We start from the raw sequence: 23,474 nt of genomic DNA, 5'->3' as shown, positions 1-23,474 counted from the left end.
TTCAGACGGCAAAAAGGGCAAAGCGCTCACGCATTTGCCCTAGGACTGCTGCTTACTGGCCCGAGCCAGGATTCTGCCGGGCTTTCAGCCGTGCCAGCACCTCACTGCCGCTGCCTGACTTGGCGCCGATACCAGCATCCTGCAGACGCCGCTCCAGATCACCGCCATTGGACTCGTCGGCCAATTCCTGCGCGGCATCCAGCTTGGCGTCGCGCTCATCCTGGCGCTGCTTGATCCGGGCCAGCGAACCGACCGCCGTTTCCAGCTTGCCATTCGCCCCGCCAGTGGCCGCCGCGGTAGCAACCCGTGCCTGCTGGACCGTCTCGCGAGCCTTGGCCATCTCGACCTGCTGCTTCAAACCCTTGATCTGGTTTTCCGCCTTGATCACCTGAGCATGCAGCATCTCGACCTGGGCGCCGAACTGATCGGCCAGGAGTTTCTCCTGGTCGCGCAGGGCCTCGATCTCGGCCACCTTGTTGGCGCACTCGCCGGCCAGGCTTTCCACACCCTTGTCCAGCGCGGCCATGGCCTTGCCTTCCCAGTTGGCGATGTCGTTGTTCAGGCCATCAAGGCGTTGTTGCGACAGTTTGTAGCGGGCCTTGATGTCCACCAGGCCGTTCTTGGCCTTGGCCACGGCATTCTCGGCGTCGCGCTGTTCCTGTTCGAGGATGCGGATGGCGTTGGCATCGACAATGGTCTCACCGACCTCGGAAACACCACCACGAATGGCCGTTATGACTTTCTTCCAAATACTCATCGAAAACTCCTTGGGGACTTCATTAAACGTGGATGTGGTCTTCGAACGCTTCCACTGCACGGATCACGTTCTCGGCCAGGGTGAAGATTTCCTGGACGATCACGGTGATCGTGGAAGCCGCGCTCAGCGCACCGAACATGCAGTAGACCTCGGTGCCGTCGCCGACCCGTTCGATCCCCACGGAGGACAGCGGGAACAGGTCGCGGCTGCGCAGCACCAGGCCGTTGAAGACCGCCGGATCCTTGACCCGGCTGACCTCGACCAAGGTTGCGTCCACCAGGATCTGGTCACCGGACACGGCGAGGTAGAGCGGCAGGTCGCCGAACTCGGTCATGCTCAGTTTGATGCTCTGCTCGGCGTTCTCGGCGAGGGTCAGGACAATCTCCCCAGCGGACACTACCTCCAGCTCCGACAGCGCCTTGTGCAGCGAGTTGATCGTCCAGTTGATGTTCTCAGTCATGAAAGCCTCCAGTTTGATCCGTTCACCCAGGAAGGGCTGGCGTAACGCCTTTTCGATACCCCGCAGGGCCGTCGCATTCTCGGGAAGAATCCAGAATTCCCGCTTCACCAGGCCGGCTTCACGCAGACGAGCACGCATGTCGCGGACATAGTCGGCGGTGGTCTTGGTCTTGGCCGGTGATGACGACTTCTCACCCACTGAGGGCTTGTCATCCGCTGAGGGCTTGTCATCCGCTGCTTTTTTACGGGGCATCAGTCCTCCGAAAAATCTTACATGTAAGTAAATTACGTCGTTTGCCTGGAATGTTCAACGCCCGCCACAAAAGCTTTATGTGACAAAACAAAACGCCCCGACAAGTCGGGGCGTTTGTGTACAGCATGTACCGCTACCCAGCCCCAGGGGGCCGGGCAACCGGCTGAGCGTCGACTCAGTTCTTGGTTTTGTCGACGATCTTGTTCGCGCCGATCCACGGCATCATCGAACGCAGTTGCTCGCCGATGATCTCGATGCCGTGCGCGGCGTTGTTGCGACGCTTGGCGGTCATCGATGGGTAGCCGGTAGCACCTTCGCTGATGAACATTTTCGCGTATTCGCCGTCCTGGATGCGCTTCAGAGCGTTGCGCATGGCCTGGCGGGATTCGGCGTTGATGACTTCAGGGCCGGTCACGTACTCGCCATATTCGGCGTTGTTGGAGATCGAGTAGTTCATGTTGGCGATACCGCCTTCGTACATGAGGTCAACGATCAGCTTCAGTTCGTGCAGGCATTCGAAGTAGGCCATTTCTGGCGCGTAGCCTGCTTCAACCAGGGTTTCGAAACCGGCTTTGACCAGCTCGACGGTACCGCCGCAGAGAACGGCTTGTTCGCCGAACAGGTCGGTTTCGGTCTCGTCCTTGAAGGTGGTTTCGATGATGCCGGTACGACCACCACCAACGCCGGCGGCGTAGGACAGTGCAACGTTCTTGGCGTTGCCCGAGGCGTCCTGGTAGATCGCGATCAGGTCAGGGATACCGCCGCCTTTGACGAACTCGGAACGTACGGTGTGGCCTGGCGCCTTCGGCGCGATCATGATCACGTCGAGGTCAGCGCGCGGCACAACCTGGTTGTAGTGGATCGCGAAGCCGTGGGAGAAGGCCAGGGTGGCGCCTTTCTTGATGTTCGGCTCGATTTCGTTCTTGTACAGCGCGGACTGGAACTCGTCCGGGGTCAGGATCATGACCAGGTCGGCAGCGGCAACAGCGCTGGCCACGTCGGTCACTTTCAGGCCATGGGCTTCAGCCTTGGCCACGGTGGCCGAACCTTTACGCAGGCCGACAGTCACGTCAACGCCGGAGTCTTTCAGGTTGCAAGCTTGCGCATGACCCTGGGAACCGTAACCGATGATGGCGACTTTCTTGCCCTGGATGATCGACAGGTCGCAGTCTTTTTCGTAATAAACTTTCATGAAATTCCCCTATATATCCAGGCCGTTCAGGCCATTCGCTAATTTGGTTTAGATGCTGAGTACTTTGTCGCCGCGCGCAATACCGGTGACGCCACTACGGACAGTCTCCAGAATCGAGGCGGTGCCGATGGACTGGATGAAGCTGTCGAGCTTGTCGCTGGTACCGGTCAGTTGAACGGTATACACGCTAGCGCTGACATCAACGATCTGCCCACGGTAAATATCGGTGGTGCGTTTGATCTCGGCGCGCTGGGCGCCAGTGGCCTTGACCTTGACCAGCATCAGTTCGCGCTCGATGTGAGCACTTTCCGACAGGTCCACCAGCTTGACCACTTCGATCAGCTTGTTCAGGTTCTTGGTGATCTGCTCGATAACCTCGTCATGCCCCACGGTGGTCAGCGTCAGACGCGACAGGGTCGGGTCTTCGGTCGGGGCCACGGTCAGGCTTTCGATGTTGTAGTTGCGTTGCGAAAACAGGCCAACCACACGGGACAGAGCGCCAGGTTCGTTTTCCAGAAGCAGGGAAATGATGTGCCGCATATTAGGTACGCTCCGTCTTGCTCAGCCACATATCGCGCATGGAGCCATCTTTGATCTGCATCGGGTAGACGTGCTCGCTGGTGTCGACCTGGATATCGAGGAACACCAGGCGATCCTTCATCGCGAACGCTTCTTCCATCTTCGGCTTCAAGTCTTTCAGATCCGTGATACGGATACCGACGTGACCGTAGGCTTCGACCAGCTTGACGAAGTCAGGCAGCGATTCCATGTACGAGTGCGAGTGACGGCTGCCGTAGCTCATGTCCTGCCATTGGCGAACCATGCCGAGCACACCGTTGTTCAGGCTGACGATCTTCACCGGCAGGCCGTACTGCAGGCAAGTCGACAACTCCTGGATGTTCATCTGGATGCTGCCCTCGCCGGTGACGCACGCGACGTCGGCGTCAGGGAAGCTCAGTTTCACACCCATGGCCGCAGGGAAACCAAAGCCCATGGTGCCCAGGCCGCCGGAGTTGATCCAGCGGTTGGGTTTGTTGAACTTGTAGTACTGCGCCGCGAACATCTGGTGCTGACCCACGTCGGAGGTGACAAAGGCATCGCCCTTGGTCACTTCGCAGAGGGTCTCGATCACGGTCTGTGGCTTGATGATGCTGCCGTCGCCCTTGTCGTAAGGGAACAGGCCACGATCACCGCGCCATTCGTCGATCTGCTTCCACCAGCTGGCCACCGACTCCTTGTTCGGGGTCTCGCCGATTTCCTTGAGGGTCGCGACCATCTCGGTCAGCACGCTCTCCACCGGCCCAACGATAGGCACGTCTGCCTTGATGGTCTTGGAGATCGATGCCGGGTCGATGTCGATGTGGATGATCTTGGCGTTCGGGCAGAACTTCGATGGACCGTTGATCACCCGGTCATCGAAACGCGCGCCCACGGCCAGGATCACATCGGCGTGGTGCATGGTCAGGTTGGCGGTGTAGCTGCCGTGCATGCCGAGCATGCCGACGAACTGCCGGTCGGTGCCAGGGTAGGCGCCGAGCCCCATCAGGGTATTGGTGACGGGCAGGTTGAGCATCTTGGCCAGCTCGGTCAGGGGCGCGGAGCCACCACCGAGGATCACCCCGCCGCCCGCGTAGAGCACCGGACGCTTGGCCGCCAGGAGCATTTCCGCCGCCTTGCGGATCTGCCCGGAATGACCACGCACCGCTGGGCTGTAGGAACGCAGCTTGGCTTTTTTCGGGAAAATGTATTCGAACTTCTCGGCCGGGTTGGTCATGTCCTTCGGAATATCGACAACGACAGGACCAGGACGACCGGATTGCGCCAGGTAGAACGCCTTCTTCATCACTTCAGGGATTTCCGAGGCGTGCTTGATCATGAAGCTGTGCTTCACGATCGGCCGGGAGATACCGATCATGTCGGTTTCCTGGAACGCATCGGTACCGACCAGGGTGCTCGGCACCTGACCGGAAATGATCACCATCGGAATGGAGTCCATGTACGCCGTGGCGATACCGGTGATGGCATTGGTTGCGCCAGGACCGGAAGTCACCAGAACCACGCCGGCTTTACCGGTGGCCCGGGCGTAACCGTCAGCCATATGGGTCGCCGCCTGCTCGTGACGAACCAGGATGTGGGTCACGTCCGGTTCTTTGAACAAGGCATCGTAGACATGCAGAAGAGCACCACCCGGGTACCCATAGATATATTTGACGCCTTCGTCACGCAAAAAGCGGACGAGCATCTCACCGCCAGATAAAAGCTCCACGTTGTTCACCTCTAAAACGCCAGAATACCGTCCACGCACACTGGAGGACGGGTCTTAATAGGTTTACTTCTCAGCAGAGCATGAGCGACGGTGGTCGCCGACTACGTCAGCACTGACTGAGCAAGTATTGGGAGTGCCCCAAGTGTTGCGGGGGTTTCCCACCCAGCGCGAGGTAACGCGTTGCGGGTGTAACAGGTCGGCGCGGATGTGCGCCTCATGATCTGCCGAGTGGGCCTGCTTCTGGCAGTCCCTCTACAGCGGACTTTGGATTGTTCTGATTCGTCCGGTCCAAGTCAAGTCATCTTGTGAGCTTTCTTCAAACTAAGCGCATGACAACGCAGAAGAAAACCTTTCCCGAGGGAATGTGCTACGTTGCTTATCGCATTGTCTGACAAGGAAACCTGATGCGTAGAAGCATTCTGATAACGGGCCTGCTACTCGCTTTGAGCCCGCTGTGCCAGGCCGGGCAGATCTACAAATGGGTCGATGCCCAGGGCGTGACGCATTTCGACGCGCAGCCGCCTGCGGGGCAAACGGCGACCGTGGTGACCCCGGCGATCGGCAATGTCCCCGCGCCACCGCCACGCCCCGCCGTGCCGGCGAGCACCGCAGTGGGCGACCAGAAGGCCGTGGACGCCAAGGTCAAGAAACAACTTGCCGATGAGGAAGTGGCTCGCAAAGCCTATTGCGAGAAAGCCCGGACCAACCTGGCCCAGTTGGAAAACAATGCGCGGGTGCGTGAAGAAGTCAATGGCGAGCTGCGGCGCCTGACCGAAGAGGAGCGTCAGGCGCGCCTGGTGGAGACGCGCAAGAGCATCGAGGAAAACTGCTCGTAAACACCTCATACCCTGTGTAGAGGCCGGCACGCCAGGCATCGTTCTTCCGGCAGCCAGCGCCGGCAAGCCGGCCCCCACAAGGAACGACGAACAAGGTAACGACGGTTCTAGCCGCGGGTCTCGGCAATCAACCGGTCGAACTGCGCCAGCAACCGCTGCAAGCCGCGCCCCTGCCCTGGCCGCTGGGCATAGACCATTTCGGCCATGGCCAGAATCCCGGAAGCATTGGGCAGCGGCAGGTCCTCCTCGAGGATCACCTTCATCCTCGGCAGGAAGATCCATTGCAGCCACTGCTCGAACTCCAGGCTATCGACGCTGAAGGGCTCGACACTGGCCAAAGCCTCGGCGCTGGGCGACACCTCATCCCAGCAGCCCTGGGCCCGCAATTCCCGTTCGATCAGCAGGAGTTGCTCGGCAATCAACGGAAAACGCGCATCCATCAGTAACCGACCTTGGCCTTCTGCTGCGCCTGGGCGGCACCGGCGGCATCACCCTGCTTGCTCCGCGCCTGGGCGATGATGCCCCAGAGGTTGGCCTGCAGATCCGGACGTCCATTAGCAAAGCTCAGACCACGACGGGCCAGTTGCTCGGCTTGCGGCGCATCACCCTGGGCCATGCGCACCTGGGCCAGTCGATAAAGCACTTGCGGCTCACGGGGGGCCACACGCTGGGCACGCTCAAGGCTCGACGAGGCGCCATTGAGGTCGCCACTGGATTGCTGCTGCTGGGCGGTGGTCAACAACGCCAGTACCGGGCCATCCAGTTGCTCGTCGGCGGACAGGCCACCGCTGTTGTTGTTCGACGGAATACCGCTCGGCGCCACCGGGCTCGGCATGTTGTAGCCGCCCTGATTCGCCGGCGGGTTGTAAGCGCCCTGGTTATAGGCACCCGAGTCGACCGGCGCGGCCTGGATCGGCGCGTTGTTCGACGGGCCCGGGGTAATCGGCCCCGGCGTGAACGGCTCGCTACTGATCGGCGCCGACGTTGTCGCCCCGCCGCCCGGAATCATCACCACCACGCCGGAATCCTGCGGCACCGCCTGGGTCTGGCTCGGCACCGGCCCCTTGACCACGGACTTGCGGAAACCGCCTGTGGACGAGATCCGCTCGTTATTGGAGACCGCGGTCCCCGAATCAACCACCGGGATCGAACCCCGTGGCACGCTGGAACAACCACCCAACACGGTCAGCGCTGCAAAAGCTGGAATCCACCACTTGTTCACGTCAAACCCTCTTCGCTCAATTCAACCAGCCCTTGACCCAATCCATCACTTCAGTGGCCGGCGCAGGCGCCGCGCCACCGCACGAAGCGCCCGGCACCGGTTCACTGCCGCGAATATACGGCATCTGCACCGCGCCCGGGCAATTGGCATCGGAGCCTTGCCCGCTGTGCGGATCGACCCAGGCCTGGACCACGTTATCCGGTTGCGGCATATCCAGTGGCAGCGGGTCGGCCTTGCGCATGAAACTGGTCCAGACCTGCAAGGCACCGCTGGCACCGGTGAACGGCGTCTTGCCGTTGTCATCACGACCGAGCCAGACCACCGCCAGCAGATCCTGGCCGAAACCGGCGAACCAACTGTCACGCGAATCGTTGCTGGTACCGGTCTTGCCGGCCAGGGTCAGGGTCTTGGGCAGGACGTTGTAGACCCCGCTCCCGGTCCCCTCGCGCATCACCCGCTGCATGGCCGCCTGGATCAGGTAGATCGAGCCCGCGTCGAAGCGCTGCTGGATCTGGAACGGATAACGCTTGAGCGGCTGGCCCTCGGCCGTCAGGACACTGCGAATACCACGCATCGGCGTATTGAAGCCACCGTTGGCCAGGGTCTGGTACATGGTCGCGATATCCATCGGCGTCATGCTCGCGGCCCCCAGCAACATCGAAGGAAAGGCCGGGAACTCACGGGTAACGCCAAGGCGTCCGAGGGTCTTGAGGACATTCGGCACGCCGACTTCCAGGCCCAGTCGAGCGGTCGACAGGTTATAGGAGTGCGCCAGGCCCTGATAAAGGAAAACCGTACCGTGGGAACGACGGTCAAAGTTCTGCGGTTTCCAGATCTGTCCGTCAGCGCCTTTCACCGAGAAGGCTTCGTCCGAAAGCCAACTGGTCAGCGTGTACTGGCTGGGTTTCTCCAGCGCGGTCAGATACACCGCCGGCTTGATCAGCGAGCCCACCGGACGCACCGCATCCAGCGCGCGGTTGAACCCGGCAAAGCTGGACTGGCGACTGCCGATCATCGCCTGGATCTCACCGGTTTCCGGGTTGGTCACCACCATGGCCGCCTCGATATCGTCACTGCCCTTGCGCCCGGCCAGGCGCTTGAAGGTGTCGTTGACCGAGGCCTCGGCCTTCATTTGCAGGATCGGGTCGAAGCTGGTGAAGATGCGCAAGCCTTCCTCGGTCAAGTCTTCGTCGCGGTAGTCTTCACGCAGTTGCCGCTTGACCAGGTCGAGGAAGCCGGGGAACGAGCTATCCGCCAGGCTGCCGCGGGCGGTCACCCCCAGTGGCATTTTCTTCGCCGCCGCCACTTGCTCGGCAGTCGCCACGCCCTGCTGCTCCAACAGGTCGAGCACCAGGTTACGCCGCTCGAGCGCCCGATCCGGGTAACGTCGCGGGTTGTAGTAGGACGGGCCCTTGACCATGCCCACCAGTAAGGCCACCTGATGCAATTTCAGCTCCGCCAGTGGCTGGCTGAAGAAGAACTGGCTGGCCAGGCCGAAGCCGTGCACCGCGCGCTGGCCGTCCTGGCCGATAAAGACCTCGTTGAGGTAGGCCTCGAGAATCTCTTTCTTGTCGTAATGCAACTCCAGCAACAAGGCCATCATGGCCTCGGTGAGCTTGCGGCTCAGGCTGCGTTCGTTGGTCAGGAAGAAGTTCTTGACCAACTGCTGGGTCAGGGTACTGCCGCCCTGGCGCATCTGCCCGGCCGAGGTATTGACCCAGATGGCCCGGGCAATCGACTTGGGCGAGACGCCGAAGTGATGATAGAAATCCCGGTCCTCGACCGTCACCAGGGTGTCGAGCAGGTACGGCGGTACCTGGTCGATCTTGATCAGGATGCGGTCTTCGAGGTTCTTCGGGTACAGCCCGCCGATCAGCAGCGGCTCAAGGCGCACCACCGAGAGCTTCGAGCCGTTGAGCGAGGACAGCTCGGTCACATAATCGCCAGAGAAGCGCACCCGCACCGGCTGGGCCGTTTCCATGCCTTCATAGAACTGGAAGCCACGGGTGTTCAAGTCCACGCTGTTGCCGCTGACCGCCGCCGCCCCCGGGCCATTGGCCACGGCTTCGCGACGATAGCCGAGGGCATCGAGTTCGGTGAGGAAGTCGTCCTTGCTCAGCTTCTGGCCGACGAACAGCTCCAGCGGCCGGGCATAGACCTTGGCCGGAATGGTCCAGCGCTTGCCGGAGAACTTTTCCTGCACGATGGCATCGAGGTAGACGGCAAAACCGGCCAGCACGACGAGGCCGACCAGGCTGAGCTTGATCGCCCAGCCAAGCCAGGGACGCAGGCGGCCAGCGGGAGGTTTGGATTTAGCACGGGAACGGGGGGATCGGGTACGAGTCATGGCGGCGGATTATACGCACTTTATTGATGATCAACATGTACGTCCGGCGGTTTGCACCTGAGCCGCCAGCGGCCATAATGAGCGCCTTGAATTTACCGCCCTCTGAAGGATCGCCAGTGAGCCAGTCCCTGATTAACGCCCTGCAGAACCCGGCCCTCTACCCCCATCCGGTGGAAGGTTTCCAGGTTATCGAAACCCATATCTCCTGGGTCCTGCTCACCGGGCCCTATGCTTACAAGATCAAGAAGCCGGTCAACTTCGGCTTCCTCGACTTCACCGAACTGAGCGGGCGCGCGCATTTTTGCGCGGAAGAGTTGCGCCTGAACCAGCGCCTGACCCACGACCTGTACCTGGAAGTCCTGCCGATTAGCGGCAGCGTCGAGGCTCCGATCCTCGGCGGCGACGGCCCAGCCATCGAATACGCGCTGAAAATGCGCCAGTTCCCGCAGAGCCAGTTGCTGAGCACCCTGCAGGCCAACGGCGAACTGACCACCGCGCACATCGATGCAATGGCCCAACAGATCGCCGCGTTCCACCAGAGCGCCCCCGAAGTGCCGAAAGACCACTACCAGGGCACCCCGGAAGCGGTCATGGACCCGGTCCGGCAGAATTTCGAACAGATTCGCCCGTTCCTCAGCGAAAAAGCCGATCTGCTGCAACTCGACGCCCTGCAAGCCTGGGCCGAAACCAGCTTCGAACGCCTCAAGCCGCTGCTGGCCCAGCGCAAGGCCGAGGGTTTCATCCGCGAATGCCATGGTGACATCCACCTGGGCAACGCCACCGTCATCGACGGCAAGGTGGTGATCTTCGACTGTATCGAGTTCAACGAACCCTTCCGCTTCACCGACGTCTACGCCGACACCGGCTTCCTCGCAATGGACCTCGAGGACCGTGGCCTCAAGAGCCTGGCCCGGCGCTTCATCAGCCAGTACCTGGAACTGACCGGCGACTACCAGGGCCTGGCCCTGCTGAACTTCTACAAAGCCTACCGCGCCCTGGTGCGTGCCAAGGTCGCGCTGTTCAGCATGCCGCCCGAAGATCCGGTGCAACGCGCCAGCAGCATGCGCCAGTACCGCAACTACGCCAACCTGGCGGAAAGCTACAGCACCATTCCGTCGCGCTTCCTGGCGATCACCAGCGGCGTCTCCGCCGTCGGCAAGAGCCACGTCGCCCTGCGCCTGGTGGAAGCGCTGGGTGCCGTGCGGCTGCGTTCGGATGTCGAGCGCAAACGCCTGTTCGGCGAACAGTCGCAGGAGAACCGCGTCGGCGACGGCATCTATAGCCGCGACGCCAGCGTGAGCACCTACCAGCGCCTGCATGAGATCGCCGACAGCGTTCTGCGCGCCGGATTCCCGGTGGTAATCGACGCCACCTACCTCAAGCGCGAACAACGCGACGCCGCCGCCCTGGTCGCCGAAGCCACCGGCGTACCCTGCCTGATCCTCGACTGCAACGCCCCGCAAGCCGTGATCGAAAGCTGGCTGGCACAGCGTCAGGCCGATGCCGTCGATCCGTCCGACGCTACACTGCAAGTGATCGCCGCCCAGCAAGCCAGCCGCGAAGCCCTGGGCGCCGATGAAGTGCTGCGCACCAAGCGCGTCGAAACCCATGAAAGCGGGAGCCTCGACGCCCTGGTCGAGCAGATTCGCCAGCGCCTGCCAGGTCTGTAAAAACTATTTCAGCCGTGACGCCGCAAGTGCTTCACGGCTGAAACATAGTGGCATTATACTGGCGTCATAAATCCAACAGGAGACGTCTCATGAGCCATCCCAAGCTGCTCGACTCACCCTTGTTTGCCTTGCTGCACAAGGATGACATCGCCGGCTTCAACAAGGCCCGGCCCAAGGACGGTCCGATCGATATGCGCGGCGGTGACTTTCGCGGCCTCGACCTGCGCGAGCTGAATGCCGATGGGATCGACTTCACCGACGCCTATTTCCGCTCCGCCGACCTGCGTGGCCTGGACTTGCAGAAATCCATCCTGATCGGTGCCAGCGTCGCCCATGCGCAGATTTCCGGCGCTTACTTTCCCGTGGAACTGAGCCCGGCCGAGATTCTCATGTCGATGCAGTTCGGTACGCGCCTGCGCTACAACGCCTAGCCCTCGTGGCGCGGGCACGAGGATGGCAGCAGCGCTTGCCGCCTGGGGCCTGCTCACGACCGGGATAATGCTGGTGCTGCACGATTTTTCCCTACTCGCCCCTTCCCTGCTCCACGTAACCCTGTGGGCGAAGGCTGCGGCTTAGAAGCGTTTGCACCAGCGCCGAGCAAAGAACCACGCTTTTCCTACTGACCGCTACACTCCTTTCAGGCTTGCCTATTCTCGTCCACGCAGCGTTCGGCCGTCGCAAGGAGGCTTGATGAACGATGAACTGCAACACCTGAAAAACCTTGGCAAGACCTCGGCGCAATGGCTCCATGCGGTGGGTATCCACAGCGCATCGGATTTGCGTCGATTGGGCGCGGTGGATGCCTACCGCGCAGTCAGGACCCGCGGATTCCGGGCGTCAAAAGTGCTGTTGTATGCGATCGAAGGTGCCTTGATGGACATTCACTGGAACGATATCCCTCAAGAACGCAAAGAAGCCTTGAATAAACAGTTGGAAGCGATATCGTCGCGTCACAAAAACTGATTTCGCAGGTTTGGCATGTATTTACTCGGGGAGCAACCGGCCTACGCCGAAGAACTGATCAATCGCCTGCAGGCGATCCCGGCACAGCTGCTCAAAGGCTTACCCCCCTGCGCGGCCCCCCTTGAGCTTGAGCAAATCGCTGATCTCGGTGCCTTGCTGCCGGTCGATCAAGTGTTCCTGATCGACAGTGGCCTGCTGCATGCGCGGGTCGACGAGCGTGCGCTGTTCTATCTGCACGAAGGCGACCTGGTCGGATTGCGCCAGGGCATCGACTGGCCGCGCTGCGTGTTGAGCAGTGACAACCCACTGCGCCTGATCCCCTACCAGCGCGCCGATCTCTTTGCCCATATCTACGCCGACAACAGCCGCGCCGAAGCGCTGTTACGCTACCTGATCGGCCAGACCGCCCTGCTCTCCGATGCCGTCACCCGCCTGAAACAACCGGAATTTCGCAGCAGCAACGGCTTCCAGCAGGTGGCCAGCGGCGAAGTGATGATCCGCCAGGGCGACGATGCCGACCATGTCTTCATCATTACCGAAGGACACGCCGAGGCCTTTGTCGACGGACACAAGGTCGGCGATGTGCCCAAGGACGAGATTTTCGGCGCCATGGCGGTGTTCACCGGCGAAAAACGCAGCGCCAGCGTGATCGCCAGCCAGCCCTGCACGGTCATGCTGATCCCCAAGGAGCAGTTCCTCAGCCTGACCCAGAGCAACCCGCGCATCGCCCACAGCCTGATCGAAAGCATGGCGCGGCGCATCGACCTGCTGAACAAGGAAGTCACGCGCCTGAGCGCCGTCGGCACGGCACGCTGAACCGCAGCCGCCTCGACCGTTGGTCCACGGCAACACCCCGGACAAGCGGTCGGTAAAAAGACATTGACTTAGAAATGAGAATCGTTATGATTATCACAACTGATCGCGAGATCGGTCGGATTTTCTGGAAGGCCCTGGTTCGGACTCTCAGATTATCTCCTCATCAGGCTAATCACGGTTATTGACCCGGCTTTTTGCCGGGTTTTTTTTGCCCGTCCGAAAAGCCAACGCCCCGTCACGTCTCCCCGACCAGTGGTGCTACCGGGCTCTCCAGTCGTGCCAGCAACTCATCCAACAAGCCCGAAGCCCCGAGCCGGACGTGATCGGCATTGATCCAGGCCGACCCGAACCGCGCGCGCGCCAGTTCGATATAGGTACGTGCGTCGTCGAACGTGCGTATCCCGCCAGCCGCCTTCAACCCCACCAGCCCGCCCCGCTCGGCAATGGCCTCGAGCATGATGCGCACCGCCTGCTCGGTGGCGTTGACCAGGACTTTGCCGGTACTGGTCTTGAGAAAATCGGCCCCGGCGGCAATCGCGTCCTGGCTGGCCTGGCGGATCATCTGCGGGTCGCGTAGCTCGCCGGTTTCCAGGATCACCTTGAGTTTGGCCCGGCCCGCGCAAGCGTCACGACAGGCCGCAACCATGCTCATGCCGGTCTGCGCATCGCCCATCAACAGTGAGCGGTAGGGATAGACCAGATCGACTTCATTGGCGCCGGCGGCGATCGCCTCCAGGGTTTCGGCAACCGCCACGGCGACATTGGGGCCGCCGTGGGGGAAGTTGACCACCGTGGCGACCCGGATCACCTGCCCGCCAAGGATATCGAGGGCCCGTCGCGCCAGGCCGACGAAACGCGGAAACACGCACACCGCCGCCACCGGACCGAACGCTGTCTGCGCCCGCTGGCACAGCGAAATGATGCGCTCGGCATCGTCGTCGCCGCTCAGCGAGGTCAAGTCGAGCAGGCCAATGGCTTGACGTGCCAGCTGTTGATCGGCTTCATTCATCTGCTTCATCTTCACTCCCCCGGGTCGTTGCATAAACGTGACGAGCGTCCAAGGCGCCTCCTCGGCAGTCCTGAGCAGCCGGATGGCGCGAAATACGCTATGGGAGTCACAATAAAGGACTCGCCTTCGCCGGCGCATGCGCCAGCCAAAGACAAAGACTCGGCCCACACCAGAACAAGAAACATCCCACACCCCAAGGATCAGCATGAAATTTCTCTGCGACTCGAACACCCTGGCCGACAACAGCAGTCGTGGTTTTGAGATGGACGGCCAACCACTGTTGGCCGTACGCCGTGAGGGCCAGGTCTACGTCTACCAGAATCGCTGCCCGCACCGCGGCATCGCCCTGGAGTGGCGACCCGACCAGTTTCTCGACCCCAGCGCCAGCCTGATCCAGTGCGCGACCCATGGCGCACTGTTCCTGATTGAGAGCGGTGAGTGCGTGGCCGGGCCTTGCGCCGGGCAGGCGCTGCTGGCAATCCCCTGCACGGAAGACGCGCAAGGCATCTGGCTGGTGCCGTGAACCGCTAGAGCAACACCGGCAAACGACGCTCGACGCGGATCGCTTCCGGCGTCAGGCTCACCCCGTAGGCCAGCACCTCGACCCCGGCCGCCAGCGCCTCGCGCAGCGCCGCGGCATAACCCGGATCAATTTCCTCGGCCGGCCGTACCGCCTCGATACCGGTCAGGTTCACGCAATACAGCTGCACCGCCCGCACCCCCTCACGCGCCAGGGTCGCCAATTCGCGCAGATGCTTGGCGCCACGCTGGGTCACCGCATCCGGAAACGCCGCCACCGCCGTGCCATCGAAACCGAGGGTGACGCTTTTGACTTCGACAAATGCCGGCCCGCGGGGATAGTCGAGGCGAAAATCGATCCGGCTGTTCTCCTGACCATAGGCCACCTCGCGCTTCAGGCCGGTAAAACCGTTCAGTTCACTGATGACCCCGGCGCGCAACGCCTCTTCGACCAAGGGGTTGGCCCGCGCGGTATTCACGCAAGCCAACCGGCCCTGCGGGGTTTCACCGATTTCCCAGGTACCGGGCAGCTTGCGCTTGGGGTCGTTGGAGCGGCTGAACCAGACCTGCCCGCCCGGCACCATGCAGTTGAGCATCGAACCGGTATTGGGGCAGTGGATGGTCAGCAACTCGCCGGAGGCGGTTTCGATGTCCGCCAGGAACCGCTTGTAGCGCTGGATCAGACGACCTTCTTCGAGGGCGGGAGAAAAATCCATCAGCCTTGCCAACTCCGCAGACCACGGGCAATCCGTTCCACCGCCTGTTCCAGTCGCGGCAGGCTCTGGGTGTAGGCAAACCGCACATGATGGCTGGCCAGGTGACGACCGAAGTCCAGTCCCGGGGTAAAGGCCACGTGTTCGGTCTCAAGGAAATGACGGCAGAACGCGAAGGCATCGCCGCCGAACGCGCTGATATCAGCGTACAAGTAGAAAGCGCCCTGGGGCTCCACGGCAATGCCGAAACCCAACTCGCGCAATGCCGGCAGGAGGAAGTCGCGACGACGTCCGAACTCGGCCCGGCGCTCTTCGAGAATGCTCAGGGTCGCCGGCTCGAAACAGGCCAGCGCCGCATGCTGGGCCATGCTCGGTGCACTGATGTAGAGGTTCTGCGCGAGCTTTTCCAGGTCCGCCACGGCCTCCGGTGGCGCCACCAGCCAGCCCAGTCGCCAGCCGGTCATGCCGAAGTACTTGGAGAAGCTGTTGAGCACAAAGGCGCTGTCATCGACTTCCAGCACGCTGGCCGCATCGCAACCGTAGGTCAGGCCGTGGTAGATCTCGTCCACCACCAGATGGCCATGGCGCTCCTTGACCGCCGTCGACAGCGCCCCCAGTTCGTCGCGAGTCAGCAGGGTCCCAGTGGGGTTGGCCGGCGATGCCACCAGGGCCCCGACACTGTCCTGGTCCCAGTGCCGCGCCACCAGGTCGGCGGTGAGCTGATAACGCACCTCCGGCCCGACCGGCACCAGTTGCGCCGCGCCCTCGACCAGGCGCAGGAAGTGCCGATTGCACGGATAGCCCGGGTCGGCCAGCAGCCAGTGCTTGCCAGGGTCCACCAGCAGGCTGGTGGCCAACAGCAACGCCCCGGAGCCGCCCGGGGTGATAAGGATGCGCTGCGGATCGATATCCAGCCCATAGCGCTGCCGATAGAAACCCGCGATCGCCTCGCGCAATTGCGGCAGCCCGCGCGCCGCCGTGTAACGGGTCTTACCCGACTCCAGCGCGGCCTGACCGGCGCGGATGATCGGCGCGGCCGTGGTGAAGTCCGGCTCACCGATCTCGAGGTGGATCACATCATGCCCGGCCGCCTGCAACTCGTTGGCGCGCGCCAGCAGAGCCATCACATGAAAGGGTTCGATTGCGCGGCTGCGCGCGCTGTAGTGCTGAGACATTAGCCTTCCTTGATTGGACAGGGGAATGGGCGATAGATCGATTCTACCCAACCTCGGGCACCCTGGAGTGTTTAAAGCATCCTGCGTTCCGCGCAAGATTGGCTAAAATGAACAATTAACCATTGCTTCACGAAGCTGACGCCTTCCATCCGGCATATAAGCCCCTGTAGGAGCAAGCTTGCTCGCGATGGTGGCCCAGGCACCGCGGGGTATCAGCCCCCCCGCGTTATCATTGACGACCATCGCGAGCAAGCTCGCTCCTACAAGAGGGGCGTCAAGCCGTGACGTTCGGCTCGACAAGTCCAGCCTCGACAACCGGGAGTAGCGCACCCCGATTCGATCTGGTAAGTTCGCCCGCTTGCAGCCGCAGGGCCGGCAGGTGTCGGTGATGTTGAAATCCTGCGCAATGGATTAGAAGAGTAGAGGCGGTCCATTCATGCCCACCCAAGCAAAGCAGCAAAGCACTGAGCCAAAGATCGGCGGCTTCGAACCCTATGTTGAAAGCAAGGGCGAGGAGTACATGGGCGAGCCCATGCGCAAACACTTCACCAAGATCCTGCAGAAATGGAAGCAGGAATTGATGCATGAAGTCGACCGCACCGTTGATCATATGAAGGACGAAGCGGCGAATTTCCCTGACCCAGCTGACCGTGCCAGCCAGGAAGAAGAATTCAGCCTCGAACTGCGCGCCCGCGACCGCGAGCGCAAACTGATCAAGAAAATCGACAAGACCCTGCAGCTCATCGAAGACGAAGAGTATGGCTGGTGCGAGTCCTGTGGCGTCGAGATCGGCATCCGTCGGCTGGAAGCCCGACCGACCGCCGACATGTGCGTCGACTGCAAGACCCTCGCGGAAATCAAGGAAAAACAGGTCGGCAAGTAATCCCCGCCGATACCTGAGCAAACGGAGCGTGCAAACGCTCCGTTTTCGTTTGTGCCGCCGACGCCGTCTCTTGCCTACGGGTTTTCCAGTAATATCCGAACCATGACCGCCACTCCCGCCTATATCGGACGCTTCGCCCCCACGCCCAGCGGCCACCTGCATTTCGGTTCACTGGTTGCGGCCCTGGCCTCCTACCTCGACGCCCGCTCGGTTGGCGGGCGCTGGCTGCTGCGCATGGAAGACCTCGATCCGCCGCGCGAAGAACCCGGCGCCCAGACCTCGATCCTCGATACCTTGCAGCGCTACGGCTTCGAATGGGACGGCGAACTGGTCCGCCAGAGCGAACGCCACGACACCTATGCCCAAGTGCTCGAGCGCTTATTCAGCCAAGGCTTGGCCTACGCCTGCACCTGCTCGCGCAAAGAGCTTGAGCCCTATCAGGGGATCTATCCTGGGTTGTGCCGCAACCTCGGCCACGGCATCGAGAATGCCGCCATCCGTCTGCGTGTGCCGGAACTGAGCTACCGCTTCGAGGACCGGGTACAAGGCCCGTTCCAGCAGCACCTGGGCCGTGAAGCCGGCGACTTTGTGATCCGCCGCCGCGACGGACTCTACGCCTACCAACTGGCGGTGGTGCTGGACGATGCCTGGCAAGGGGTGACCGATATCGTCCGCGGCGCCGACCTGCTGGACTCCACGCCACGCCAGCTCTACCTGCAGGAGCTGCTCGGGCTGCCACAACCACGTTACCTGCACATACCGCTGATCATCCAGCCGGACGGCCACAAGCTCGGCAAGTCCTACCGCTCGCCACCGCTGGCGGCCGACCAGGCAACGCCCTTGCTGATGCGCGCCTTGCGTACACTGGGGCAACGCCCGCCCGTCGCACTGGAACAGGGCACGCCGCGCGAGGTGCTCGACTGGGGGATTGGCCATTGGGATGCCACACTGATTCCGAGGACAGCCACCCTGGCCGAAGCGCAATTGCACTGACGCCCCTTGCAGGTTGGCGCCCATCCGTTACCATCGCCGCACGTTTTCGGGCACGCACCCAATAAAGAGAGGCCGGGATGTACATCTATCGCTTGGTCCTGCTGTTGGTGGTCGGGATCTACCTGTTCTCGCCGGCCATCATGGATTGGTGGATCGACGCCACCGGCGCCTGGTATCGCCCTTATCTGCTCTGGCTGATCCTGATCGTCGTGACCTTCATCCTGCAGAGCCAAAAAGATGCCGATGAGCTTTAGCCTGACCCAGATGCTGCTGATCAGCGCCGCGTACCTGCTGGCACTGTTCGGCGTGGCCTGGATCAGTGAACGCGGGGTGATCCCGCGCTCGATCATTCGCCACCCACTGACCTACACCCTGTCCCTGGGCGTGTACGCCAGTGCCTGGGCGTTTTATGGCACGGTGGGCCTGGCCTACCAGTACGGCTACGGTTTTCTCTCCAGCTACCTGGGGGTTTCCGGCGCCTTCCTGCTGGCGCCGGTGCTGCTCTACCCGATCCTGAAGATCACCCGCACCTACCAGCTCTCGTCCCTGGCCGACCTGTTCGCCTTCCGCTTTCGCAGCACCTGGGCCGGCGCCCTGACCACGGTGTTCATGCTGATCGGCGTGCTGCCACTGCTGGCCCTGCAGATCCAAGCGGTGGCCGACTCCATCGGCATCCTCACCCGCGAACCGGTGCAGCATCGGGTGGCCCTGAGCTTCTGCGCGTTGATCAGCCTGTTCACCATCTTCTTCGGCTCGCGGCATATCGCCACCCGGGAAAAGCACGAGGGCCTGGTGTTCGCCATCGCCTTCGAATCGGTGATCAAGCTGATCGCCATCGGCGGAGTCGGCCTGTACGCCTTGTACGGTGTGTTCGACGGTCCGCAGCAGCTTGAGCTTTGGCTGCTGCAGAACCAGACCGCCCTGGCCGCGTTGCACACGCCGTTGCAGGAAGGTCCGTGGCGCACCCTGCTGCTGGTGTTCTTCGCCTCGGCCATTGTGATGCCGCACATGTATCACATGACCTTCACCGAGAACCTCAACCCGCGCTCCCTGGTCAGCGCCAGCTGGGGCCTGCCGCTGTTCCTGCTGCTGATGAGCCTGGCGGTGCCGCTGATTCTCTGGGCCGGGCTCAAGCTCGGCGCCACCACCAACCCGGAATACTTCACCCTCGGCATCGGCATTGCCGCCAACAACCAGGCCCTGGCCCTGCTGGCCTATGTCGGCGGACTCTCGGCCGCCAGCGGGCTGATCATCGTCACCACCCTGGCGCTGTCGGGCATGGCCTTGAACCACCTGGTGCTGCCGCTTTACCAGCCGCCGGCCGAAGGCAATATCTATCGCTGGCTGAAGTGGACACGCCGCGCCCTGATCGTCGCCATCATCATGGCCGGCTATGGTTTCTACCTGCTGCTGGGCGCCGAGCAGGACCTCGCCAACCTCGGCATCGTCGCCTTTGTCGCGACCCTGCAATTCCTCCCCGGGGTGCTCTCGGTGCTGTACTGGCCGACCGCCAACCGGCGCGGCTTCATCGCCGGCCTGCTGGCGGGGATCCTGGTCTGGCTGGTGACCATGCTGCTGCCGTTGATCGGTAACCTGCAGGGGTTCTATGTACCGTTGTTGAACATGATCTATGTGCTCGACGACACCAGCTGGCACATGGCGGCCATCGCCTCCCTGGCGGCCAACGTGCTGATGTTCACCCTGATCTCGCTGTTCACCAGCGCCAGCCCCGAAGAGGCCAGCGCCGCCGAAGCCTGCGCGGTGGACAATGTGCGTCGCCCGCAACGCCGTGAGCTGCACGCCGCCTCGCCACAGGAATTCGCCACCCAACTGGCCAAGCCGCTGGGGGCCAAGGCCGCGCAGAAAGAGGTCGAGCAGGCCCTGCGCGATCTCTACCTGCCCTTCGACGAACGCCGCCCCTATGCCCTGCGCCGCCTGCGCGACCGTATCGAGGCCAACCTGTCCGGGCTGATGGGCCCGAGCGTGGCCCAGGACATGGTGGAGACCTTCCTGCCCTACAAGGCCGGCGGCGAAAGCTATGTCACCGAAGACATCCACTTCATCGAAAGCCGCCTGGAAGACTACCACTCGCGTCTCACCGGCCTCGCCGCCGAACTCGACGCCCTGCGCCGCTACCACCGCCAAACCTTGCAGGAATTGCCGATGGGCGTCTGCTCGCTGGCCAAGGACCAGGAGATCCTGATGTGGAACAAGGCCATGGAAGAGCTCACCGGCGTCGCCGCGCAACGCGTGGTCGGCTCACGTCTGAGCACCCTCGGCGAGCCGTGGAAGGACTTGCTGCAAGGCTTTATCAACCTGCCCGACGAACACCTGCACAAACAACACCTGGCCCTCGACGGCCAGACCCGCTGGCTGAACCTGCACAAGGCGGCGATCGACGAGCCACTGGCGCCGGGTAACAGCGGCCTGGTGCTGCTGGTCGAAGACCTCACCGAAACGCAGATGCTCGAAGACAAGCTGGTGCACTCCGAGCGGCTGGCGAGCATCGGCCGGCTGGCGGCCGGCGTGGCCCACGAGATCGGCAACCCGATCACCGGTATCGCCTGCCTGGCGCAGAACCTGCGCGAAGAGCGCGAGGACGACAGCGAACTGACCGAAATCAGCGGGCAGATCCTCGAGCAGACCAAGCGTGTCTCGCGCATCGTCCAGTCGCTGATGAGCTTCGCCCACGCCGGCAGTCACCAGCATAACGACGAAGCCGTCTGTCTGGCCGAAGTCGCCCAGGATGCCATTGGTCTGCTGGCCTTGAACCGGCGCAACTTCGAAGTACAGTTCTTCAACCTGTGCGATCCCGAGCACTGGGTCGACGGCGATTCCCAACGCCTCGCCCAGGTGCTCATCAACCTGCTCTCCAACGCCCGTGACGCCTCGCCTGCCGGCGGCGCGGTGCGGGTCAAGAGCGAAGCCTTCGAACACACCGTCGACCTGATCGTCGAGGACGAAGGCACCGGTATCCCGAAGAACATCATGGATCGATTGTTCGAACCTTTCTTCACCACCAAGGATCCTGGCGAGGGCACCGGACTGGGCCTCGCTCTGGTCTATTCCATCGTTGAAGAGCATTATGGACAAATCACCATCGACAGCCCGGCTGACATCCAAAGCCAACGTGGCACCCGTATCCGGGTCACCTTGCCGCGTCATGTCGAAGCGACGTCCGCTGTGAACTGAGACCGTCGAGAGAACCGAATCAATGCCGCACATTCTGATCGTCGAAGACGAAACCATTATCCGCTCCGCCCTGCGTCGCCTGCTGGAACGTAATCAGTACCAGGTCAGCGAAGCCGGTTCGGTGCAGGAAGCCCAGGAACGTTTCAGTATCCCCTCGTTCGACCTGATCGTCAGCGACCTGCGTCTACCCGGCGCCCCCGGCACCGAATTGATCAAGCTCGGCCAGGGTACCCCCGTGCTGATCATGACCAGCTATGCCAGCCTGCGCTCGGCCGTGGACTCGATGAAAATGGGCGCGGTGGACTACATCGCCAAGCCTTTCGACCACGACGAAATGCTCCAGGCCGTGGCCCGCATCCTCCGTGATCGCCAGGGCAGCCAAGGTGCGCCGGCGGAGAAAGTTACCGGCAAGAATGGCGCGGCGGAAAAAGCCGGCGCCAACAACACCAATGGCGAAATCGGCATCATCGGCTCCTGTCCGCCGATGCAGGACCTTTACAGCAAGATCCGCAAAGTCGCGCCCACCGACTCCAACGTCCTGGTCCAGGGCGAGTCGGGCACCGGCAAGGAACTGGTGGCCCGTGCCCTGCACAACCTGTCCAAGCGCGCCAAGGCGCCGATGATCTCGGTCAACTGCGCGGCGATCCCGGAAAGCCTGATCGAATCCGAATTGTTCGGCCACGAAAAGGGCGCCTTCACCGGGGCCAGCGCCGGTCGCGCCGGCCTGGTCGAAGCGGCGGATGGCGGCACGCTGTTCCTCGACGAAATCGGCGAACTGCCGCTCGAAGCCCAGGCGCGTTTGCTGCGGGTATTGCAGGAAGGCGAGATCCGTCGCGTCGGCTCGGTACAGTCGCAGAAGGTCGATGTGCGCCTGATCGCCGCGACCCACCGCGACCTCAAGAGCCTGGCCAAGATCGGCCAGTTCCGCGAAGACCTTTACTACCGCCTGCACGTCATCGCGCTGAAACTGCCGGCCCTGCGCGAGCGCGGCGCCGACGTCAACGAGATCGCCAGTGCTTTCCTCGCGCGCCAGAGTGCACGGGTGGGTCGTACCGACCTGCGCTTCGCTCCCGACGCCGAGCAAGCCATCCGCCATTACGCCTGGCCAGGTAACGTCCGCGAACTGGAGAATGCGGTCGAGCGTGCGGTGATCCTGTGCGAAAGCCCGGAAATTTCCGCCGACCTGCTGGGCATCGACATCGAGCTCGGCGACCTGGAAGAAGAAGAATTCATCGGCCTGGCGCCGCAACAGGCCAGCGCCAGCAACGCCAGCCACGAGCCGACCGAAGACCTGTCGCTGGAAGACTACTTCCAGCACTTCGTCCTCGAGCACCAGGACCACATGACCGAGACCGAGCTGGCACGCAAACTCGGTGTCAGCCGCAAGTGCCTGTGGGAACGGCGCCAGCGCCTGGGCATTCCACGGCGCAAGACCGGGGTGGCCAGCGAGAGCTGAACCGGGCGCGCGCCGCCCATGGGTAACACAGCACTTGGTAAAAAAACTGTTACCTGAGGATTTTCACGTAACAAAAGCCGGGTCTATCGGTAACGAAGATCCGGTTTTTTTTCGCCTTTGGAAAAGCATTTTCCCAACGAAACCCAATGTTTACGGGGCTTCGTAAAAGTTGGCACGGCACCTGCTATAGCTTTGGTACAAGAACAATAACAAGCAATGCACCAGACAATAAAAACAAGACGTATCGACTCACGCAAAATAAAAACAACACGGCGAGAGGCGTAGCTAACTGATTCTTTTGGAGAAGTACTGTAATTGGGGCTTGCCCCACGACCAGGCTGAGAACAACAAAAACTGCCCTCAAAGCAGCGCCTGAACTGGTTGGATCCTCTGGATCATGACACTACAGCGATCAAAGCAATCCGTTTGCTCTTGGCTCCCGATTGGGAGAGCCCACAGGCGTAAAGCCTAGTGGCACAGGGCGATCAACAAAAACAAGAAGCCCGCAACCATAATAAAAATAGAGCACGCAACTACTTCTGGGGGAGCTTCGGCTCCCCTTGTAGTTTCCGCGATACCGACCAGCCCACCCTGCTCCCCCCGACCCACCGCCCTCGATTGATGGATTTGCAGCCTCGCAATGCCTGCGGCTGGCCTTCTACCACGGTCCCTGGCCGATACTGCGGCGGCTTCCTACACCATCCCTCGACTAAATGCTAGAATCCTCGCCCATCGTGCGGTCATTCTTTGAGG

22 protein-coding genes are annotated in these 23,474 nt (G+C 62.0%); 11 read left to right on the top strand and 11 right to left on the bottom strand.

Features of this window, described 5'->3' with window-relative positions; translation table 11 throughout:
* Positions 1 to 52: 52 nt before the first annotated feature.
* From AC07T0_RS12335 to AC07T0_RS12315, 5 genes are all read right to left on the bottom strand, one after another.
* Positions 53 to 757: a PspA/IM30 family protein gene (locus AC07T0_RS12335; RefSeq protein WP_495001427.1), complete on the bottom strand. Its 705-nt coding sequence runs from the start codon at positions 755 to 757 to the stop codon at positions 53 to 55.
* 22 nt (positions 758 to 779) lie between these two features.
* Positions 780 to 1,469, bottom strand: coding sequence for a YjfI family protein (locus tag AC07T0_RS12330; protein ID WP_495001426.1), 690 nt, complete (start codon positions 1,467 to 1,469; stop codon positions 780 to 782).
* Between the two features lie 175 nt (positions 1,470 to 1,644).
* Complete coding sequence (ilvC, locus tag AC07T0_RS12325; protein WP_218226383.1) at positions 1,645 to 2,661, bottom strand: ketol-acid reductoisomerase; 1,017 nt, start codon at positions 2,659 to 2,661, stop codon at positions 1,645 to 1,647.
* Positions 2,662 to 2,709: 48 nt separating this feature from the next.
* Entirely contained in the window at positions 2,710 to 3,201 is a 492-nt protein-coding gene (gene ilvN / locus AC07T0_RS12320) for an acetolactate synthase small subunit (protein WP_003176102.1), read from the bottom strand.
* Position 3,202: 1 nt separating this feature from the next.
* On the bottom strand, positions 3,203 to 4,927 hold the full coding sequence (locus AC07T0_RS12315; protein ID WP_100939711.1) for an acetolactate synthase 3 large subunit: 1,725 nt from the start codon (positions 4,925 to 4,927) through the stop codon (positions 3,203 to 3,205).
* Positions 4,928 to 5,331: 404 nt separating this feature from the next.
* Between AC07T0_RS12315 and AC07T0_RS12310 the strand changes: the two genes are divergently transcribed.
* Positions 5,332 to 5,763, top strand: coding sequence for a DUF4124 domain-containing protein (locus AC07T0_RS12310; RefSeq protein ID WP_495001425.1), 432 nt, complete (start codon positions 5,332 to 5,334; stop codon positions 5,761 to 5,763).
* A gap of 107 nt (positions 5,764 to 5,870) precedes the next feature.
* Here the strand turns inward: AC07T0_RS12310 and AC07T0_RS12305 are convergent, their stop codons facing one another.
* The 3 genes from AC07T0_RS12305 to mrcB are packed head-to-tail and all read right to left on the bottom strand — an operon-like array spanning position 5,871 to position 9,332.
* The gene (locus AC07T0_RS12305; RefSeq protein ID WP_495001424.1) at positions 5,871 to 6,203 is read right to left on the bottom strand and encodes a YqcC family protein; all 333 of its coding nucleotides are present in this window, start codon (positions 6,201 to 6,203) and stop codon (positions 5,871 to 5,873) included.
* Positions 6,203 to 6,985, bottom strand: coding sequence for a tetratricopeptide repeat protein (locus AC07T0_RS12300; protein WP_495001423.1), 783 nt, complete (start codon positions 6,983 to 6,985; stop codon positions 6,203 to 6,205). Before AC07T0_RS12300 ends, AC07T0_RS12305 begins: the two co-directional genes overlap by 1 nt.
* A gap of 16 nt (positions 6,986 to 7,001) precedes the next feature.
* The gene (gene mrcB / locus AC07T0_RS12295; RefSeq protein ID WP_495001422.1) at positions 7,002 to 9,332 is read right to left on the bottom strand and encodes a penicillin-binding protein 1B; all 2,331 of its coding nucleotides are present in this window, start codon (positions 9,330 to 9,332) and stop codon (positions 7,002 to 7,004) included.
* Positions 9,333 to 9,448: 116 nt separating this feature from the next.
* Between mrcB and AC07T0_RS12290 the strand changes: the two genes are divergently transcribed.
* The 4 genes from AC07T0_RS12290 to AC07T0_RS12275 all read left to right on the top strand — a co-directional run bounded on the left by AC07T0_RS12290 (position 9,449) and on the right by AC07T0_RS12275 (position 12,781).
* Positions 9,449 to 11,002: a bifunctional aminoglycoside phosphotransferase/ATP-binding protein gene (locus AC07T0_RS12290; protein WP_495001421.1), complete on the top strand. Its 1,554-nt coding sequence runs from the start codon at positions 9,449 to 9,451 to the stop codon at positions 11,000 to 11,002.
* An 89-nt stretch (positions 11,003 to 11,091) separates the two neighbouring features.
* Positions 11,092 to 11,433, top strand: a complete 342-nt coding sequence (locus AC07T0_RS12285; protein WP_495001420.1) for a pentapeptide repeat-containing protein — start codon at positions 11,092 to 11,094, stop codon at positions 11,431 to 11,433.
* A gap of 259 nt (positions 11,434 to 11,692) precedes the next feature.
* The gene (locus tag AC07T0_RS12280) at positions 11,693 to 11,965 is read left to right on the top strand and encodes a TfoX/Sxy family protein (RefSeq protein WP_177090230.1); all 273 of its coding nucleotides are present in this window, start codon (positions 11,693 to 11,695) and stop codon (positions 11,963 to 11,965) included.
* 15 nt (positions 11,966 to 11,980) lie between these two features.
* Entirely contained in the window at positions 11,981 to 12,781 is an 801-nt protein-coding gene (locus AC07T0_RS12275) for a Crp/Fnr family transcriptional regulator (protein WP_495001419.1), read from the top strand.
* 235 nt (positions 12,782 to 13,016) lie between these two features.
* Here the strand turns inward: AC07T0_RS12275 and deoC are convergent, their stop codons facing one another.
* Complete coding sequence (gene deoC / locus AC07T0_RS12270) at positions 13,017 to 13,799, bottom strand: deoxyribose-phosphate aldolase (protein ID WP_495001418.1); 783 nt, start codon at positions 13,797 to 13,799, stop codon at positions 13,017 to 13,019.
* Between the two features lie 196 nt (positions 13,800 to 13,995).
* Between deoC and AC07T0_RS12265 the strand changes: the two genes are divergently transcribed.
* Positions 13,996 to 14,313, top strand: coding sequence for a Rieske (2Fe-2S) protein (locus AC07T0_RS12265; RefSeq protein WP_495001417.1), 318 nt, complete (start codon positions 13,996 to 13,998; stop codon positions 14,311 to 14,313).
* Between the two features lie 4 nt (positions 14,314 to 14,317).
* Here AC07T0_RS12265 and sfsA read toward each other — a convergent pair whose 3' ends face one another.
* Both sfsA and AC07T0_RS12255 read right to left on the bottom strand, forming a co-directional pair.
* Positions 14,318 to 15,025 (bottom strand): DNA/RNA nuclease SfsA, encoded by a 708-nt coding sequence (sfsA, locus tag AC07T0_RS12260; protein ID WP_495001416.1) that lies wholly within the window; start codon positions 15,023 to 15,025, stop codon positions 14,318 to 14,320.
* Complete coding sequence (locus AC07T0_RS12255; RefSeq protein ID WP_495001415.1) at positions 15,025 to 16,197, bottom strand: pyridoxal phosphate-dependent aminotransferase; 1,173 nt, start codon at positions 16,195 to 16,197, stop codon at positions 15,025 to 15,027. The genes sfsA and AC07T0_RS12255 overlap by 1 nt, the downstream gene beginning before the upstream one ends.
* A 436-nt stretch (positions 16,198 to 16,633) precedes the next feature.
* On the opposite strand from AC07T0_RS12255, the gene dksA reads away from it, so the two are divergent.
* The 5 genes from dksA to AC07T0_RS12230 all read left to right on the top strand — a co-directional run bounded on the left by dksA (position 16,634) and on the right by AC07T0_RS12230 (position 22,721).
* Entirely contained in the window at positions 16,634 to 17,080 is a 447-nt protein-coding gene (gene dksA / locus AC07T0_RS12250) for an RNA polymerase-binding protein DksA (protein WP_100939578.1), read from the top strand.
* Between the two features lie 102 nt (positions 17,081 to 17,182).
* The gene (gluQRS, locus tag AC07T0_RS12245; protein WP_495001414.1) at positions 17,183 to 18,073 is read left to right on the top strand and encodes a tRNA glutamyl-Q(34) synthetase GluQRS; all 891 of its coding nucleotides are present in this window, start codon (positions 17,183 to 17,185) and stop codon (positions 18,071 to 18,073) included.
* A 77-nt stretch (positions 18,074 to 18,150) separates the two neighbouring features.
* Positions 18,151 to 18,327 (top strand): hypothetical protein, encoded by a 177-nt coding sequence (locus AC07T0_RS12240; RefSeq protein WP_003176118.1) that lies wholly within the window; start codon positions 18,151 to 18,153, stop codon positions 18,325 to 18,327.
* Positions 18,311 to 21,265 (top strand): sensor histidine kinase, encoded by a 2,955-nt coding sequence (locus tag AC07T0_RS12235; RefSeq protein WP_495001413.1) that lies wholly within the window; start codon positions 18,311 to 18,313, stop codon positions 21,263 to 21,265. The genes AC07T0_RS12240 and AC07T0_RS12235 overlap by 17 nt, the downstream gene beginning before the upstream one ends.
* A 22-nt stretch (positions 21,266 to 21,287) precedes the next feature.
* Positions 21,288 to 22,721, top strand: coding sequence for a sigma-54-dependent transcriptional regulator (locus tag AC07T0_RS12230; RefSeq protein ID WP_495001412.1), 1,434 nt, complete (start codon positions 21,288 to 21,290; stop codon positions 22,719 to 22,721).
* Positions 22,722 to 23,474: the final 753 nt, after the last annotated feature.

The sequence above is a fragment of the Pseudomonas sp. GW821-FHT04D07 genome (assembly GCF_059420225.1).
The sequence above is the reverse complement of the archived record's forward strand: the minus strand, read 5'-3'. Positions and strand labels throughout refer to the sequence as shown.

Bases quoted from the DNA above. Each gene is read 5' to 3' on its own strand.
- AC07T0_RS12335 (WP_495001427.1), bottom strand. From the start codon at position 757: ATGAGTATTTGGAAGAAAGTCATAACGGCCATTCGTGGTGGTGTTTCC.
- AC07T0_RS12330 (WP_495001426.1), bottom strand. From the start codon at position 1,469: ATGCCCCGTAAAAAAGCAGCGGATGACAAGCCCTCAGCGGATGACAAG.
- ilvC (WP_218226383.1), bottom strand. From the start codon at position 2,661: ATGAAAGTTTATTACGAAAAAGACTGCGACCTGTCGATCATCCAGGGC.
- ilvN (WP_003176102.1), bottom strand. From the start codon at position 3,201: ATGCGGCACATCATTTCCCTGCTTCTGGAAAACGAACCTGGCGCTCTG.
- AC07T0_RS12310 (WP_495001425.1), top strand. From the start codon at position 5,332: ATGCGTAGAAGCATTCTGATAACGGGCCTGCTACTCGCTTTGAGCCCG.
- AC07T0_RS12305 (WP_495001424.1), bottom strand. From the start codon at position 6,203: ATGGATGCGCGTTTTCCGTTGATTGCCGAGCAACTCCTGCTGATCGAA.
- mrcB (WP_495001422.1), bottom strand. From the start codon at position 9,332: ATGACTCGTACCCGATCCCCCCGTTCCCGTGCTAAATCCAAACCTCCC.
- AC07T0_RS12285 (WP_495001420.1), top strand. From the start codon at position 11,092: ATGAGCCATCCCAAGCTGCTCGACTCACCCTTGTTTGCCTTGCTGCAC.
- AC07T0_RS12280 (WP_177090230.1), top strand. From the start codon at position 11,693: ATGAACGATGAACTGCAACACCTGAAAAACCTTGGCAAGACCTCGGCG.
- AC07T0_RS12275 (WP_495001419.1), top strand. From the start codon at position 11,981: ATGTATTTACTCGGGGAGCAACCGGCCTACGCCGAAGAACTGATCAAT.
- deoC (WP_495001418.1), bottom strand. From the start codon at position 13,799: ATGAAGCAGATGAATGAAGCCGATCAACAGCTGGCACGTCAAGCCATT.
- AC07T0_RS12265 (WP_495001417.1), top strand. From the start codon at position 13,996: ATGAAATTTCTCTGCGACTCGAACACCCTGGCCGACAACAGCAGTCGT.
- sfsA (WP_495001416.1), bottom strand. From the start codon at position 15,025: ATGGATTTTTCTCCCGCCCTCGAAGAAGGTCGTCTGATCCAGCGCTAC.
- AC07T0_RS12255 (WP_495001415.1), bottom strand. From the start codon at position 16,197: ATGTCTCAGCACTACAGCGCGCGCAGCCGCGCAATCGAACCCTTTCAT.
- dksA (WP_100939578.1), top strand. From the start codon at position 16,634: ATGCCCACCCAAGCAAAGCAGCAAAGCACTGAGCCAAAGATCGGCGGC.
- gluQRS (WP_495001414.1), top strand. From the start codon at position 17,183: ATGACCGCCACTCCCGCCTATATCGGACGCTTCGCCCCCACGCCCAGC.
- AC07T0_RS12240 (WP_003176118.1), top strand. From the start codon at position 18,151: ATGTACATCTATCGCTTGGTCCTGCTGTTGGTGGTCGGGATCTACCTG.
- AC07T0_RS12235 (WP_495001413.1), top strand. From the start codon at position 18,311: ATGCCGATGAGCTTTAGCCTGACCCAGATGCTGCTGATCAGCGCCGCG.
- AC07T0_RS12230 (WP_495001412.1), top strand. From the start codon at position 21,288: ATGCCGCACATTCTGATCGTCGAAGACGAAACCATTATCCGCTCCGCC.